This is a genomic window from Microterricola gilva, assembly GCF_004217495.1.
Taxonomy (GTDB): Bacteria; Actinomycetota; Actinomycetes; order Actinomycetales; family Microbacteriaceae; genus Microterricola; species Microterricola gilva.
Genome location: NZ_SHLC01000001.1, coordinates 2,785,821 through 2,801,046 on the forward strand (window position 1 = coordinate 2,785,821; position 15,226 = coordinate 2,801,046).

The window sequence follows — 15,226 nt, forward strand, 5'->3', positions numbered from 1 at the left end:
TACCTCAGCGTCGGCTCAGCGCATCAGCCCTCGCTCGGCCCGTCGGCCAGGCGCCGTCCGGCTCAGCACATCGGGTCGGCCGCCGGCACCGTCCCGTCGATCAGGTAGTCGTCAACCGTGTCGGCAATGCACTCGTTCGACTTGTTGTACGCGGTGTGGCCCTCGCCCTTGTACGTCACGAGGTGCCCGTTCTCGAGCTGCTCGGCCAACGCCTCGGCCCAGACATAGGGCGTCGCAGGGTCGTTGGTCGTTCCGATCACGAGGAGAGGGGCTGAGCCCTGTGCGTGGATCTCGCCGCGCTCACCCTGGAATGCGTACGGCCAGCTCGCGCAGCCGATGTCGCCGTACGACATGTACCGTCCGATCACGGGCGCCGCCTCATCCATGACCGCCGCCTGCTCCCGCATGAGAGCGGGGTCGGCGTTGTAGCGGTAGTCCATGCAGTTCACCGCCATGAACGCCTCGGTCGAGTTGTCGCTGTACGAGCCGTCAGCGTTGCGCCCGTTGTAGGCGTCGGCGAACTCGAATGCCATCTCGGCGTCGCCGTGCATGACGCTCTCGAACATGTCGCTGAGCATGCCCCACGCGTTGGCGTCGTAGAGCGGGTAGATGATGGCCGTGAATAGGGTGCTGCCGCCCAGCTCGCGCCCATCTACCGCCCGGATCGGGCTCGCGTCGACCGAGTCGAGCAGTGCTCCGACGGTCTTCATGCCGCTCTCGACGGTGCCGTCGAACGGGCACTCGTTGCTCTGCAGGCAGGAGCTCAGATAGGCCCGGAGCGCACTCTCGAAGCCCTGCGCCTGCGTCTTGGTGACCTCGAAGTTGCTCGTCGAGGGGTCGATCGCACCGTCGAGCACGAGCCGCCCGGTCTTGCCGGGGAACAGCTCCGCGTAGACGGCGCCGAGGAACGTGCCGTAGGAGTATCCGAGGTAGTACAGCTTCTCGTCGCCGAGAACCGCGCGCAGCAGGTCGAGATCGCGCGCGGCGTTCTCGGTGCCGACCTGGGCGAGCAGGGGGCCGGTTCCGTCGGCGCACGCCGCACCGAAGCTCGTGGCCGATTCGGTCATCTCGGCGATCCACGCGTCGCTGCCGCGCTCGTTCGTGCTGACGCCGTAGAGGTACTCGTCCATGCCGGCGGCGTCGTAGCAGCTCACACCGGTGGATCGCCCGACTCCGCGCGGGTCGAAGCCGACGACGTCGAAGCGCTCCTGCAGGCGCTCATCGGTGGCGTAGTCGACCGAGTCCTTGACGAAGTTGTAGCCGGAGCCGCCCGGACCGCCCGGGTTGACGAGCAGCGAGCCGATCTTCTCGCCCAGGGCGGGCTGCCGCACGAGGGCCAGCTCGATGGATCCGGATGCCGGCTCGGCCCAGTCCAGCGGAGCCTCGACGGTCGCGCACTGCATGCCGCCCCCGCAGCCGCTCCAGCTCACCCGCTGCGAGTAGAACGGTTGGAGCGCCTCGGCGACGTCCTCCCCCGTCGGCGTCGAGGTGGCCGGCGGTGGTTCTGGCAGGAACGCGGTGACGCAGCCGGAGAGCGTGAGCACGGTGACGATGGCGCCGGCCACCACGGCGCCGACGCGGCGCCTGCGGCTCCGCTGCGCGGTGCTGGCTGGGGAAGAGCCTGGGGCAATCGTCAACGTCTTCACTCTCTCCTGGGTTGGCTTGTGGGTGGCGTGGCGGCTGGGTGGGGACCACGGGGTGCGGCCCGGGGCCGGGTGTCTGCGATCAGGGCCGCCGGAACGACACGAGCATCGCCTCGAGCGCCAACACAGGTGCGACGTTCGCCTCGATGCGGTGCCTGGCGATCGTGATCGCGTCGAGCGTTGCGAGGGTCTCCGCCGGCGAGCTGCGGGAGGCGGCCTCGTCGAGCTTGCCGCCGAGTTCGCGGTTGATGACGGCATCCGTTCGCCCCAGCTGCAGCATGATGACGTCGCGGTACAGCGAGGAGAGGTCGACGAGGATCCGGTCGATTCCGTCCCGCAGGCTCCGTTTCGCCCGCCGCTTCTGGTCGTCCTCGAGCGCCTTGATCTGGCCACGGAGGGCCGGCGGGATGGCCTGACCGGGGGCGATGCCGAGCGAACGCAGTGTGTGCTCTCGCTCGGCGGCGTCCCGCTGCAGCGTGATCGCCTCCGCGTCGTCGCCGGCGATCGCCATCAATCGTGCAGCGGCCATCACCGCATTCGACACGGTGCGCACGTTGAGCGCGGTCACCAGCGTCTCGTGTCTGCGGTCGCGCGCCTCCGCGCTGGTGGCCAGACGCTGCGCCATGCCGATGTGGCTCTGCGCCTCGCGGGCCGCCCGCTCGGCCAGCTCGGCACTGACGCCGTTGCGCTTCACCAGCAGCTCGGCGACATCCGCGACGCTCGGGACGCGGAGTCGAACACTGCGCACCCGCGAGCGGATCGTGGGCAGCAGATCGGCCTCGCTCGGCGCGCAGAGGATCCACACGGTGCGCTCCGGCGGCTCCTCGAGTTCCTTCAGCAGCACGTTGGAGGCGTGTTCGGCCATGCGGTCGGCGTCCTCGACGATGATCACGCGGTAGCGGCCGACCGAGGGCGAGTAGTGCGAACGCCGCACCGTCTCGCGCACATCGGCGATCTTGATGATGACGCCCTCGGTGGTGAGCACCTGAAGATCGGGGTGGCTGCGCGCGGCGACCTGCGCCGCGGTCGCATCGTCGCCGTCCGGGTTGCCGCTCAGCAGCGCCGTGGCGAAGGCGTATGCCAGGTTCGAGCGGCCGGAACCGGCCGGGCCCGTGATCAACCAGGAGTGCGTCATCTGGTTCTGCGGCCCGGATGCCGTGGCATCCGCTGTGGCACGCTCAGCGTCTGCGGACGCGCCCGGCTGGAAGCCTGCGGCGGCGCGGAACAGCGCGATGGCCTCTGCCTGCCCCGTCAGCTCACTCCATACCGTCACCATTCAAGGGTACCGTCGGCCGCCGACGCCCGAGGACGCCGGCGGACCGTGCGGTCCTACTCGAGCAGCGTGGCGACGCGGGCGCGGATGAGCGCCGCGATCTCCTGAACGGGCAGGGCGGCATCCACGACGAGGAAGCGCTCCGGCTCCCCCGCGGCCAGCCCCAGGAACGCCTCACGCACGCGGGCGTGGAATGCACCCTTCTCGGCCTCGAGCCGGTCGAAGCGCTTCTGCGCGGCATCCAGCCGGCCCCGCGCCACCGTCTCGTCGAGGTCGAGAAGCACGGTGAGGTCGGGGAGCAGCCCTTCGGCCGCCCAGAGCGAGAGCTGGCGCACTTCGTCGCCGCCGAGCACCCGCCCGGCACCCTGGTAGGCCACGGATGAGTCGATGTAACGGTCCTGGATGACGACCTCGCCGCGGGCGAGCGCCGGACGCACGGCCGTCTCGATGTGGTGGGCACGGTCGGCTGCGTAGAGCAGCGCCTCGGCCCGCGCGGCGATGTGCCCGCGGTGGTGCAGCACGATCTCCCGGATCTCGACACCGACCTCCGTGCCGCCCGGTTCGCGGGTGCGCATCACCGTGCGACCCTGCTCGCCCAGCCACGCCGCGAGCAGCTCGGCCTGCGTCGACTTGCCTGAGCCGTCACCGCCCTCGAGCGTGATGAAGATCCCGGGGGTTTCGCCAGGCTCAACCAGCGGGGCAGGCTCAACCAGCGGGACAGGCTCACCCAGCGGGGCAGGCCCGTCCGTCACTCGCCCGCTCCGGCCGCAGCGGCTGCGGCCTTGTTGGCTGCGCGCGTCGCCGCGGCCTTCTTGGCCGCCTCAGAGCGTGCGGTCGACGTCGCGACGCCCGTCTTCTTGGCTGCGGCAGGCTTCTTGGCGGCGGGCTTCTTGACCGCGGCCTTCTTGGCCGGCGCCTTCTTGGCCGCCGTCTTCTTGGGTGCCGGACCCTTGTCGCGCTTGATCTGCAGCAGCTCGACCGCGCGCTCGAAGGTGAGGTCGTCGACCGTCTCGCTCTTCGGGATCGTCGCGTTCGTCGTGCCGTCGGTGACGTAGGCCCCGAAGCGGCCGTCCTTCACCTTGATCGGCTTGCCGCTGACCGGGTCGGCCTCGAACTCGCGCAGCGCGCTCGACGCGGCACGTCCGCCGTACTTGGGCTGGGCGTAGAGCTCGATCGCCCCGGCCAGATCGATGTCGAAGATCTGGTCCTCGCTGGTGAGCGAGCGGGTGTCTGTGCCCTTCTTGAGGTACGGGCCGAACTTGCCGTTCTGCGCCAGGATCTCGGTGCCCGTCTCCGGGTCGACGCCAACGACGCGCGGCAGCGACAGCAGGCGCAGCGCGGTCTCGAGGTCGATCGTCGCGAGGTCCATCGACTTGAACAGGGAGGCGGTGCGCGGCTTGACGGCCGCGGCCTTCTTGGCTGCCGGCTTCTTCCTGGCCGCCGGCTTGGCTGCGGGTGCCGCGGCGTCCGCTGCGGCGGTCTCGATGACCTCACCCGTCGCGGCGTCGGCCACAACCTCCGGAGTCGGCTCGAGCTCCGTGACGTAGGGGCCGAATCGGCCGTCCTTCGCGACGATCTCCTTGCCGTTCTCGGGGTTGATGCCGATCACGCGGTCGGTCACGACCGGGGCGTCGACGAGCTCGCGCGCCTTGGCGGGGGTGAGCTCGTCCGGGGCCAGGTTGAGCGGGAGGTTCACACGCCGCGGCGTGGCATCCGGTGCGGCACCGGGCTCAGCGACCTCAAGGTAGGGGCCGTACTTGCCGATGCGCAGGGTGATGTCGTCGGTGATCGGCATCGAGTTAATGCCGCGCGCGTCGATCTCGCCGAGGTTGTCGATGACCTGGCGCAGACCCCTGTGCTTGTCCGAACCGAAGTAGAAACTGTTCAGCCAGTCGACGCGGTCGGCCTCACCGGCGGCGATGTGGTCGAGGTCGCCCTCCATCTCGGCGGTGAAGTCGTACTCGACGAGGTCGCCGAAGTACTCCTCAAGCAGCCGGACAACCGAGAAGGCGATCCAGTTGGGCACGAGCGCCGTACCGCGCGGGGTCACGTAGCCGCGGTCGACGATGGTCGAGATGATCGAGGCGAAGGTCGATGGGCGACCGATGCCGAGCTCCTCGAGCCGCTTGACGAGGCTGGCCTCCGTGAAGCGCGGGGGCGGGCTGGTCTCGTGGCCGTTGGCGCTGAGCTCGGCGAAGCTCAGCTTCTGGCCCTCGCTGAGCGGGGGCAGCTTCGACTCGCTCGGCTCGCTCGGCGCGTTGCGCTCCTCGTCGCGGCTCTCCTCGTAGGCGTGCAGGAAACCGCGGAAGGTGATGACGGTTCCGGATGCCGTGAACTCGGCGATCGCCTTCGACGCCTTCGGGTTCTCCGACTCACCGGTCGGCCCCGCGACGATCGTCACCGAGGCGGTCTGCCCCTTGGCGTCGGCCATCTGCGAGGCGACGGTGCGCTTCCAGATGAGCTCGTAGAGCTTGAAGTCGTTGCCGCGGAGCGAGCTGGCCAGCGAGGCCGGGGTGCGGAAGGTGTCGCCGGACGGGCGGATCGCCTCGTGCGCCTCCTGCGCGTTCTTGCTCTTGCCCGTGTAGAGGCGCGGCTTGTCCGGGATCGTGTCGGCGCCGTAGAGGGCGGTGGCCTGGGCGCGCGCAGCGTTGATTGCCTGCTGCGAGAGCGAGGGCGAGTCGGTACGCATATAGGTGATGTACCCGTTCTCGTAGAGAGACTGGGCGACGCTCATCGTCTGCTTGGCCGAGAAGCGCAGTTTGCGCGCGGCCTCCTGCTGCAGCGTGGAGGTCGTGAACGGAGCGGCCGGCTTGCGCGAGTACGGCTTCGACTCGACCTTGCTCACGGTCAGCGCAACGCCCGGCTGCTGCAGGGCGGCCTGCAGCGCGGTGGCTGCGGCCTCGTCGAGCACGGTCGCGCTGCTCTTCAGGGCACCGTTGTCGTCGAAGTCGCGACCGCTGGCGACGCGCTCGCCGTTCAGACGGGCGAGGCGGGCGGAGAAGTTCGAGGCCGAGTCGTCGGAATCGACAGCGGTGCTGAGGATCGCGCTCAGGTCCCAGTAGCCGGCGGCGGTGAAGGCGAGACGCTCGCGTTCGCGGTCGACGACGAGGCGGGTGGCCGCCGACTGCACGCGGCCGGCCGAGAGGCCGGGGCCGACCTTGCGCCAGAGCACGGGGGAAATCTCGTACCCGTACAGACGGTCGAGGATGCGGCGGGTCTCCTGCGCGTCGACGAGCGCGGTGTCCAGCTCGCGGGTGTTGTCTTTTGCGGCGAGGATCGCGTCCTTGGTGATCTCGTGAAACACCATGCGCTTGACCGGGACCTTGGGCTGCAGGACCTGGAGCAGGTGCCAGGCGATGGCCTCACCCTCGCGGTCCTCATCAGTTGCGAGCAGGAGCTCGTCGGCATCCTTCAGCGCGCGCTTGAGCTCGGCGACGGTCTTCTTCTTGGCGTCGGAGACGACGTAGTACGGCTCGAAGCCGTTCTCGACGTCGACGGAGAACTTGCCGAGCGAACCCTTCTTGAGTTCGGCCGGCAGGTTCTTGGGCTCGATCAGATCGCGAATGTGGCCCACCGAAGCCAAGACCTCATAGCCGTCGCCCAGGTACTGAGAGATCGACTTCATCTTGTTCGGAGACTCCACGATGACCAGTTTTTTCGTGCCCGGCACCAGGTTCCTCTTGTTTCTTTTGAGTACGTGCGGATGTGTCGCGCCCCCAGCGAATCCTGCACCGTGTGATCGGCGGCCTGTAGGCCTGCCAAGCCACACCATACACATAGACGCCGAGTGCGTGCCTAATTGAGCCATGCTCATGCGCGTGCCGTCAAGCCTTGCCCCGCGACGCCACCCCCTTGCGCTTCCCTATAAAGGGAGCACAATGGCGTGCATGGACACGACTCAGGCACGCGGCTACACCGCGAAACTCATTGATGGGCCGCTCGAGGGCAAGACCATCAGCACCTCGTTTCTGGAATCCGGCGACCCGCAGCCCCTGATCGAGATCCCCGCGGAGGCCGGAGACAAGCGCTTCTCCTATGCGCGCGCCGGCGGGCTTGAGTTCGCCGGGGATGCCGGCGAGCGCCCGACAGCCGTCGAGTACCGCTACCGCGAGACCCTGTTCAACTAGGCAGCCGGATCACTCGCAGCGCAGTCCGTCCTCCGGCACCGCGTCGTCGAGGAAGAACGCCTCGACGGCGTCATCCACACAGCCGTTGCCCTTGTTGTAGCCGGTGTGCCCCTCGCCGACCCGGGTGATCAGCACACCCTCCTCGAGCTGGTCGGCCAGTGACACGGCCCACTCATACGGCGTCGCCGGGTCGTTGGTCGTTCCGACGACAAGGATCGGACCGGCACCGGCGGCGTGGATTTCGCCGCGCGTGCCCGTCGGCGGGTATGGCCAGCCGAGGCACTGGTCTGGGCCGGCCCAGTACGGTGCGATCGTCGGAGCGCCCGCCGCGATCTTCTGCGTCGCCGCGTCCTCGGCCGCTTGATCGACCTCGAGGGGGTAGTCCATGCAGTTGTATGCACGGAAGGCCTCACTGGAATTGTCGAGGTAGACGCCGCCATCGCGGCCGTTGTAGAAGTCCGCCAGCGCGAACGCGCCGGACGGATCGCCGTGCACCGTGCCGGTCAGCGCATCCGTCAGGTAGTCCCAGCTCTCATCGGAGTACAGGGCCGCGATGATCCCCGTCACGAGCGAATCCGCGCCGAGGTAGCGGCCGTCATCGTTCTTCAACGGCGTGCGGTCGACGCTGGCGAGCAGCGCGCCCAGCTCGGCCATCGCCTCATCGACTGTGCCGTCGAATGGACAGACGTCCGAATCGACGCAGTACTGCATGTAAGCGCGGAGCGCCGACTCGAAGCCGAGCGCCTGCGTCGTGCTGACGTCGAGGCCGGGAATGGCGGGGTCGATCGCGCCGTCCAGCACGAGGCGTCCGGCCTTCTGCGGATACAGCTCAGCGTACGTCGCGCCGAGGAACGTGCCATAGGAGTAGCCGAGGTAGTTGAGTTTCGTGTCGCCGAGCACCGCGCGGATCAGATCCATGTCCCGCGCGGAGTTGGCCGTCGTGATGAAGGGCAGGATGCCGCCGCTGTTCGCCTCGCAGGCGTCGGCGAAGCTCTGGTCGAGTGCGATCCGTTCGGCTTCCCACTCCGGGGTGTTCCGCGGAGCGTCTGGGATGTCATAGAGGTAGGCGTCCATGCCGGCCGCGTCGAAGCAGCTCACCGCGGTGGAACCACCGACACCGCGCGGGTCGAAGCCGACAACATCGTAGTTCTCGACGAGCTCAGCGCCGACGGCGTACTCGAGGCCGTCGATGATCATGTCGACGCCGCTACTGCCTGGACCACCTGGATTCGTCAGCAGCGATCCCAGCGGTGTCTCGGTCGCGAGGTGCCGCACGATCGAGAGCCGGATGTCGCCGGCGCCCGGGTTGTCCCAGTCCAGTGGCGCGGTCACATACGTGCACTCGAATTCCGCTGTGCCGTCGCACGCGGTCCAGTCCAGCGTCTGCTCGTAGAACGGGAGCAGATCGGCTGCGACCCCCTCCGTGTCCGGCACGACCGTCAGCTCGGGGCGGGGTGTCGTGCCGTCCTGGGGCATCAGCTGGAGACAGCCGCTCAGCGCCAGCGCGGCGGCGGCCACCCCTGCGGTGAGTGCGGCGATGCGCCGAAAGCGGGGCGTTGCTCGAGTTGCCATGGGTTCCCTCATTCGCCGGGGATTCCGGCGAGCCCCATCGCCGCAGAGTATCGCTTTCGCGGAACGGAGTTCAAGTAGGCGATGCCGTCGTTTCCGCGCTGACCCGTGTTCGGTGTGCCGGGGTTCGCCGCGCTTCGGTCCGCGCACCGGGTCACGGCGTGCCGGGAGGGCCCGCCCTGGCGCTCGCGCTGAGCGAGAACACCCACCAGCTGGTGCTGACGCTGACGAGTGCAACCGCGCCGTTGAGCTCGCAGCCGTCGAGCACCGCACCATTCAGGCTCGCGGCCACGGTCGCCAGTTGGCAGGCGACGCCGGGCACCGCGCCGGACGCGACATCGGCGGCAGCGAGGGCGGCGGCATCCGCGGCGTTCGCCGCCCGCTGGCTGGCGACGAAGGCCCCAGTCACCGGGATCAGGGTGAGGACGACGCCAACGGTGGCGCCGAGAACCGCGAGCGTCAGGACCGTGCCTGAGCCGCGGTCGCCACGATCGCCCGGCGGCAGCGACCCGAATCGATGCCGGCCACGGCCAGTCACAAACCACCGGCCAGCGCACACGAGGATGCCGTCAGTCGGACGCCGAACGGGGCCAGGCCGCCTGCAGGGCTGCTGCCGAGTTCGGCACAGACGAATTCTCCCTGCGTGCTGAGGTTGAGATCCGCGCCGAGGACGGCACGCGAGACGATTGCCGCCACCCGGGCGGGGTCGTCGCCGCGTGCGGCCGCACGCGCGGCGTCGGCCGCTGCGTCGCTCAGCCGCAACTGCTGGCCGACGAGTTGGACGGCGCCGAGGCAGAGCGCCAACACGAGCAGAAGTGCGGGAAGCAGCACCGCGAACTCGGCGGTGACGCTGCCACGCTCGGTGCTAGCCAACGGTGAGCGCATTGCGCACGAGTTCCATGAGGATTCCGCGCACCTCGTCTCCCCGGAGGATGACGACCAGGAGGCCGGCGAAGCCGACGGCGGCCATCGTCGCGACGGCGTACTCGGCGGTCGCTGCTCCGCGCTCCCCCGCCACCCGGCGCAATAGACGGTGGCGGAGTGCTGGCGGTCCTTCCGACGAGCCATCGCCGACGACCTTGCGGTGGCGTGCGGCACGGGCCAGGACAAGGGTGCCGGGCGGCGGCGCGGAATCCACCGCATCCAGGAACGGGCCAGCGTGCCGACCCCGGCCTGTGGCAACCTCTGTCTGCGCGAGTGTGTCAGTCATGAGTCTCTCCTTTCGCACCCCTCGAGGTGCGGCCGTTGGCGCGAGCAGTTCCAGCATGTTCCGCCGCCGATCGTCGTGCCGTGCGGCACGGAATCTGTGGAGAGCGGTTCAGAACGTGCCGAGTGTGGAGGAGAGAACGGCGATGAGCAGCGGGAGCACACCCACGAGCATGAATGCCGGAAGCACACAGAGGCCGAGGGGGATCATCAGTGTGACCGCGAGCCCCGCCGCCCGTTGCTCCCCCGCGCTGCGCGACCGGAGACGCGCCTGAGTCGCCTCGCTGCGCAGCAGCTCCACCGCGGGCACACCCGCCCGGCGTGAGAGGGCGAGCACGCCGTCGATCGCCCGCGTGCCTGCGGCGTTCTGGATCATGAAGCGCCGCGCGGCTCCCTCGGCGAGCGCGCGGGCGCGCTCGGTCGACATGCCGCCAGACATCGCGATCGAGGTGAGCTCCAGCATCAGCCCGTCGTCGTGCGCGCCCGCCGCGCGCCGTACGAGAGCCCGGCTCCAGCCGGCGCCGGCGAGCGTCAGCGCCCCGCCGAGCGCCAGACAGATCAGCCCAGGCACGGTGCCGAACAGCGTGCCGACCGTGTCGAAACCGAGGAGGGCACCGAAGAGCACCCCGATCACCGGCATTGCGCCGACCAGCCGCGCGGTGGCGCGTGGCCCGGCGAGCGCCGCCGCGAGATCGCGCTCGAGCCGCGCCTGATCACGGAAGGTCGCGGCGAGCCCACGCAGCGTCGCGGCGAGCGGCGCCCCCGCCTCCCCGGCGACGGCCCAGGCCGCGGCCAACGCCAACCAGGCAGCGGCCGCCCGTCGCCCAGACGGTGTCACGGGGGCAGCGTGGCTCGCCTCCCCCGTGACGGCGTCACGGAGCGCCTCGGCGATGTTCCCGCCGCGGGCGGCGGCCCGTGAGGCGGCGCGCAGTGCCAGCGCGTTCAGCTCCGCGACCCGCGCCGGGTCGTCCCGCCCGTTCCAGAGCGGCAGGCGTCGCGGATGCCACCGACCCCGCGCCGCGGCCGTGCCGGCAGTGTCGGCGCCGTTCGCGCCTGCGGCATCCGCGCCTGCCTCGTCCAGGTAGGTCCAGGCGGTGTGCGGGGCAACACCGGCCGCCAACAAGACGGCGAGCCGCTGAGCCAGCGCGGCGACCGATTCGATCGGTGGGTCGACGGGCCTCACGCGGTCGCCTCGTCCTCCCCATCGTCCACGACGAGCAGGCGGCCGCGGTCGTCGAGCACGAATCGGCCCAGTGCCGCCAGTCGGCGCACACCGCCGTGCTGTTCCAGGTGCAGCACCAGGCCGATGGCGCTCACCGTCTGCCGCGCGACGGCCTCCGCGCTCATCCGGGCCAGGGACCCGAGCGCCTCCAAGCGGGCCGGCACATCGGCGAGCGAATTGGCGTGCAGCGTTCCGGCGCCACCGTCGTGGCCCGTGTTGAGCGCGGCGAGCAGTTCCCGGATCTCGCTCCCGCGGCACTCCCCGACGACCAGCCGGTCCGGCCGCATGCGCAGGGCCTCGCGCAGCAGGCTGTCGAGCCCGAGCCGACCGGCCCCCTCGAGATTCGCCTGCCGCGCCTCGAGCCCGACGACGTGAGGGTGGCGGATGCGCAGTTCCGCGACATCCTCGATCGTCACGATGCGTTCGCCAGGCGCCGCCTCGGCCAGCAGCGCGGCGAGGAGCGTCGTCTTGCCGCAGCCAGCCGCCCCGGTCACGAGCAGGTTCTCGCGCGCGTGGACGGCCCGGCGCAGGCGCGCGCCGATCCGGGTCTCGGCCGCCGGGGTCTGCCCGGCTGCCGCGCCCGGCTCCGCGAACATTCCGGCCCGCTCCAGTTCGGCGAGCGTGAAGCCGTCCGCGTGCGGCAACCGCACCGAGAGCAGCGTCCCGGTGCTGGATACCGGTGGCAGCACGGCGTGGACCCGGATGCCGTCGCCGAGGCGCACGTCGACGCACGGCGTCGCCTCATCGATGTGTCGCCCGCCGACGGCGACGAGACGCACAGCCAGCTCGCGCACCTCCGCCTCGTCGCGGTCCCAGTCGCGCACCCGCTCGGCGCCGCGGCCCCGATCTATCCAGAGCCCGGCGTCACCGTTCACGAACAGGTCGGTGACTCCTGGTTCCTCCGCATAGCCGGCGAGGGCGCCGAGCACGGCCGTGTTCGCTCGTCGCACGAACGCGCCGCGCGCTGGCCCGTCCGACGATTCGGCTTCGGTGGGCACCTGCGACGGCCACGGCTCCGGCGGGTCCAAGGGGGCGGAGTCGGGTGACGCGGCACCCGGGGAGGCCGTGTCAGAGGCGGCACCAGAGGCGGCGCCAGGGGCGGGAGCCTCGTACGAGGGGACGGCGATGAAGGGAAGGTCCACGACGCGAGGCTATGACGCCGCGCGTGCGACGGCGGGGCGAGTGCGGCGGCTGTGCACAACCGCGTCAGACGTCGCGCCTGTGCACAAGAGCCGCGGCATCCGCTCGCACGAACACGGGCCTTAACGAAAAGGGGGCGGCACCTATTGGGGGGAACAGGTGCCGCCTCAGCAGTGCCGGATTGGGGGGAATCGTTGGCACTGCATGTCACTACTCACGCAGGACGTATCTCAGTGTACGCGTCCGGACGGGATTTGCAACACATGTGGGTGCCCCCAGAAGTTGCGGCGCCTTGGCCGCCCGATTCGATCGAGACGCACTGGCCCGGAATTCCGCTTGTCTTCGACTCGCGCGGCCCGACACGCCGTCAGAATTGTCCCCCAAAAAAGTTGCGGGACGACACAGGAACGACTGGGCAATGGCGAGGGGGTAATCTCTCACTGGGCGGCACTGCGAGAGCGAATCTGCGCACTGGCCGATCCACCGGAACGTCAAATCCACCGGCCACCGGAACCGGAACGCAAAGGAGCGGGACTCACCAATGAGCGTCCAGATCGATACCAGCCTCGAAGAGATCCGCCGGTTCCGGCCGAGCCCCGAGTTCGTGGCTCAGTCCGTGGCCAGCGAGTCGCTGTACGCCGATGCCAAGGCCGACCGCCTCGGATTCTGGGCCACGCAGGCCCGCGAGCTGCTGCACTGGAACAAGCCGTTCACGCAGACCCTTGACTGGAGCAACCCGCCATTCGCGAAGTGGTTCGACGACGGCGAACTCAACGTGGCATACAACTGCCTCGACCGGCACGTCCTGGCCGGCAACGGCGACCGCATCGCACTGCACTTCGAGGGCGAACCCGGTGACAGCCGTTCCTACAGCTACAGCGAGCTCACGGCTGAGGTGAAGAAGGCCGCGAACCTGTTGACCAGCCTCGGCGTGCGCTCGGGCGACCGCGTCGCGATCTACCTGCCGATGATCCCCGAGGCCGTGATCTCGATGCTCGCCGTTGCGCGCATCGGCGCGGTGCACTCCGTCGTGTTCGGTGGTTTCAGTGCGGAGAGCCTGCGGGCCCGCATCGACGACGCCGAGGCCAAGGTCGTCGTCACGGCCGATGGCGGATGGCGCAAGGGCAAGGTGTTCCCGCTGAAGAACGCCGTCGACACGGCCCTCGAAGACGGCCAGAGCAGCGTCGACCACGTGCTCGTCGTCAAGCGCGGCGGCAACGAGGTGCAGTGGACGGATGGACGCGACCTGTGGTGGCACGACGAGCTCGCCGCCGTCGACGCCGACCACGTGGCCAAGGCCTTCCCGGCCGAGCAGCCGCTGTTCGTGCTCTACACCTCGGGCACGACCGGCAAGCCGAAGGGCATCCTGCACACCAGCGGCGGCTACCTCACGCAGGCCGCGTTCACCCACAAGAACGTCTTCGATCTGCACCCGGAGCGTGACGTCTACTGGTGCACGGCCGACATCGGCTGGATCACCGGCCACAGCTACGTCGTCTATGGGCCGCTCGCCAACGGCGCAACCCAGGTCATCTACGAGGGCACCCCTGACACCCCGCACCAGGGTCGCTGGTGGGAGATCATCGAGAAGTACAAGGTCACCATCCTGTACACGGCGCCCACCGCCATCCGCACCTTCATGAAGCTCGGCCGGCAGATCCCGCATGAGTTCAATCTGCGCTCGCTGCGCCTGCTCGGCTCGGTCGGCGAACCGATCAACCCCGAAGCGTGGATCTGGTACCGCCACGTCATCGGCGGCGGCTCTGTGCCCGTCGTCGACACCTGGTGGCAGACGGAGACCGGCGGCATCATGATCTCCGCCCTGCCCGGCCTCACCGACCTGAAGCCTGGCGCCGCGCAGGTTCCGATCCCCGGCATCGAGATCGAGGTGCTCGACGACGACGGCAAGAAGCTCGAGGAGGGCGGCGGCCTGCTCGTCATCAACGAGCCGTGGCCGGCCATGCTGCGCGGCATCTGGGGCGACCCGGAGCGGTTCAAGGAGACCTACTGGGACAAGTTCGATGGCAAGTACTTCGCCGGCGACGGCGCGCGCCTCGACGAGGACGGCGACATCTGGCTGCTCGGCCGCGTCGACGATGTGATGAACGTCTCCGGCCACCGACTCTCGACGGCAGAGATCGAGTCCTCCCTCGTCGCCCACCCGCTCACGGCGGAGGCGGCCGTCGTCGGTGCGGCCGATGAGACGACCGGCCAGGCCGTCGTGGCCTTCGTCATCCTGAAGCAGAGCCACGAGCACGACATCGCAGACCCCGACGAGATCGCCGCACTGCTGCGCGCCCACGTGGCACAGCAGATCGGCGCGATCGCCCGCCCGCGCGAGGTGTTCATCGTCAACGAATTGCCGAAGACGCGTTCGGGCAAGATCATGCGGCGCCTGCTCCGCGACGTCGCGGAGGGCCGTGAGATCGGCGACACCACGACACTCGCAGACACCGCGGTGATGCAGATCATCACCTCGAAGCTGCGCTGATCTGAAACGCCTGAGGGGCGGATGCCGGTTGATCCGGGATCCGCCCCTCAGTGTTTTGCGACGCTATGACGCCGCGCTACGCGAAAGCGACGATGAGCTCCACCTCAACGGGCGAGTCCAGCGGGAGTACGGCGACGCCGACGGCCGAGCGCGCGTGCACGCCGATGTCGCCGAAGACCTCGCCGAGCAGCTCGCTTGCGCCGTTGATGACGCCGGGCTGACCGGTGAAGCCCGGGTCGGATGCCACGAAGCCCACGACCTTGACGATGCGGGTCACCCGGTCGAGCGAGCCGATCTGCGCGCGCACGGCGGCCAGAGCGTTGATCGCGCACAGCCGTGCGTACTCCTTCGCGTCCGCAGCGGGGACGAGACCGTGCCCGTCGCCGACCTTGCCGGTGGCCGGCAGCGCACCGGCCACGAAGGGCAGCTGCCCTGAGGTGAAGACGAGGCCGTCGTGCTCGACGGCCGGAATGTACGCCGCGACGGGCGGGACGACATCCGGAAGGACGAGGCCGAGTTCGGCCAGGCGGGTCTCAATCTGTGACATGGGCGTGC

13 protein-coding genes are annotated in these 15,226 nt (G+C 69.6%); 2 read left to right on the forward strand and 11 right to left on the reverse strand.

Annotation, left to right across the window (positions count from 1 at the left end):
• Positions 1-62: 62 nt before the first annotated feature.
• The 4 genes from EV379_RS12970 to topA form a co-directional block, all read right to left on the reverse strand.
• Positions 63-1,637 carry an alpha/beta fold hydrolase gene (locus EV379_RS12970; protein ID WP_130506503.1) on the reverse strand — a complete coding sequence of 525 codons (1,575 nt, stop codon included), beginning with the start codon at positions 1,635-1,637 and terminating at the stop codon, positions 63-65.
• Positions 1,638-1,725: 88 nt separating this feature from the next.
• The gene (locus tag EV379_RS12975) at positions 1,726-2,916 is read right to left on the reverse strand and encodes a DNA polymerase III subunit delta' (protein WP_130506504.1); all 1,191 of its coding nucleotides are present in this window, start codon (positions 2,914-2,916) and stop codon (positions 1,726-1,728) included.
• A gap of 56 nt (positions 2,917-2,972) precedes the next feature.
• Entirely contained in the window at positions 2,973-3,611 is a 639-nt protein-coding gene (gene tmk, locus EV379_RS12980) for a dTMP kinase (RefSeq protein ID WP_130507472.1), read from the reverse strand.
• A gap of 53 nt (positions 3,612-3,664) precedes the next feature.
• Positions 3,665-6,586: a type I DNA topoisomerase gene (gene topA, locus EV379_RS12985; RefSeq protein WP_130506505.1), complete on the reverse strand. Its 2,922-nt coding sequence runs from the start codon at positions 6,584-6,586 to the stop codon at positions 3,665-3,667.
• A gap of 217 nt (positions 6,587-6,803) precedes the next feature.
• Here topA and EV379_RS12990 point away from each other — a divergent pair, with 217 nt between their 5' ends.
• On the forward strand, positions 6,804-7,043 hold the full coding sequence (locus EV379_RS12990; protein WP_130506506.1) for a hypothetical protein: 240 nt from the start codon (positions 6,804-6,806) through the stop codon (positions 7,041-7,043).
• Between the two features lie 9 nt (positions 7,044-7,052).
• Here EV379_RS12990 and EV379_RS12995 read toward each other — a convergent pair whose 3' ends face one another.
• The 6 genes from EV379_RS12995 to EV379_RS13020 form a co-directional block, all read right to left on the reverse strand.
• Positions 7,053-8,615 (reverse strand): alpha/beta hydrolase, encoded by a 1,563-nt coding sequence (locus EV379_RS12995; RefSeq protein ID WP_130506507.1) that lies wholly within the window; start codon positions 8,613-8,615, stop codon positions 7,053-7,055.
• A 151-nt stretch (positions 8,616-8,766) separates the two neighbouring features.
• Positions 8,767-9,150 carry an Rv3654c family TadE-like protein gene (locus EV379_RS13000; RefSeq protein WP_242616370.1) on the reverse strand — a complete coding sequence of 128 codons (384 nt, stop codon included), beginning with the start codon at positions 9,148-9,150 and terminating at the stop codon, positions 8,767-8,769.
• Positions 9,147-9,485 carry a TadE family type IV pilus minor pilin gene (locus EV379_RS13005; protein WP_242616371.1) on the reverse strand — a complete coding sequence of 113 codons (339 nt, stop codon included), beginning with the start codon at positions 9,483-9,485 and terminating at the stop codon, positions 9,147-9,149. The genes EV379_RS13000 and EV379_RS13005 overlap by 4 nt, the downstream gene beginning before the upstream one ends.
• Complete coding sequence (locus tag EV379_RS17625; protein ID WP_130507474.1) at positions 9,478-9,639, reverse strand: DUF4244 domain-containing protein; 162 nt, start codon at positions 9,637-9,639, stop codon at positions 9,478-9,480. The genes EV379_RS13005 and EV379_RS17625 overlap by 8 nt, the downstream gene beginning before the upstream one ends.
• Positions 9,640-9,930: 291 nt before the next feature.
• The gene (locus tag EV379_RS13015; RefSeq protein ID WP_165397363.1) at positions 9,931-11,001 is read right to left on the reverse strand and encodes a type II secretion system F family protein; all 1,071 of its coding nucleotides are present in this window, start codon (positions 10,999-11,001) and stop codon (positions 9,931-9,933) included.
• On the reverse strand, positions 10,998-12,182 hold the full coding sequence (locus EV379_RS13020) for a TadA family conjugal transfer-associated ATPase (RefSeq protein ID WP_423203249.1): 1,185 nt from the start codon (positions 12,180-12,182) through the stop codon (positions 10,998-11,000). Before EV379_RS13020 ends, EV379_RS13015 begins: the two co-directional genes overlap by 4 nt.
• A gap of 539 nt (positions 12,183-12,721) precedes the next feature.
• Between EV379_RS13020 and acs the strand changes: the two genes are divergently transcribed.
• Positions 12,722-14,671, forward strand: coding sequence for an acetate--CoA ligase (acs, locus tag EV379_RS13025; protein WP_130506510.1), 1,950 nt, complete (start codon positions 12,722-12,724; stop codon positions 14,669-14,671).
• Positions 14,672-14,747: 76 nt separating this feature from the next.
• Here the strand turns inward: acs and EV379_RS13030 are convergent, their stop codons facing one another.
• Complete coding sequence (locus tag EV379_RS13030; RefSeq protein WP_130506511.1) at positions 14,748-15,218, reverse strand: RidA family protein; 471 nt, start codon at positions 15,216-15,218, stop codon at positions 14,748-14,750.
• Positions 15,219-15,226 lie beyond the last annotated feature (8 nt).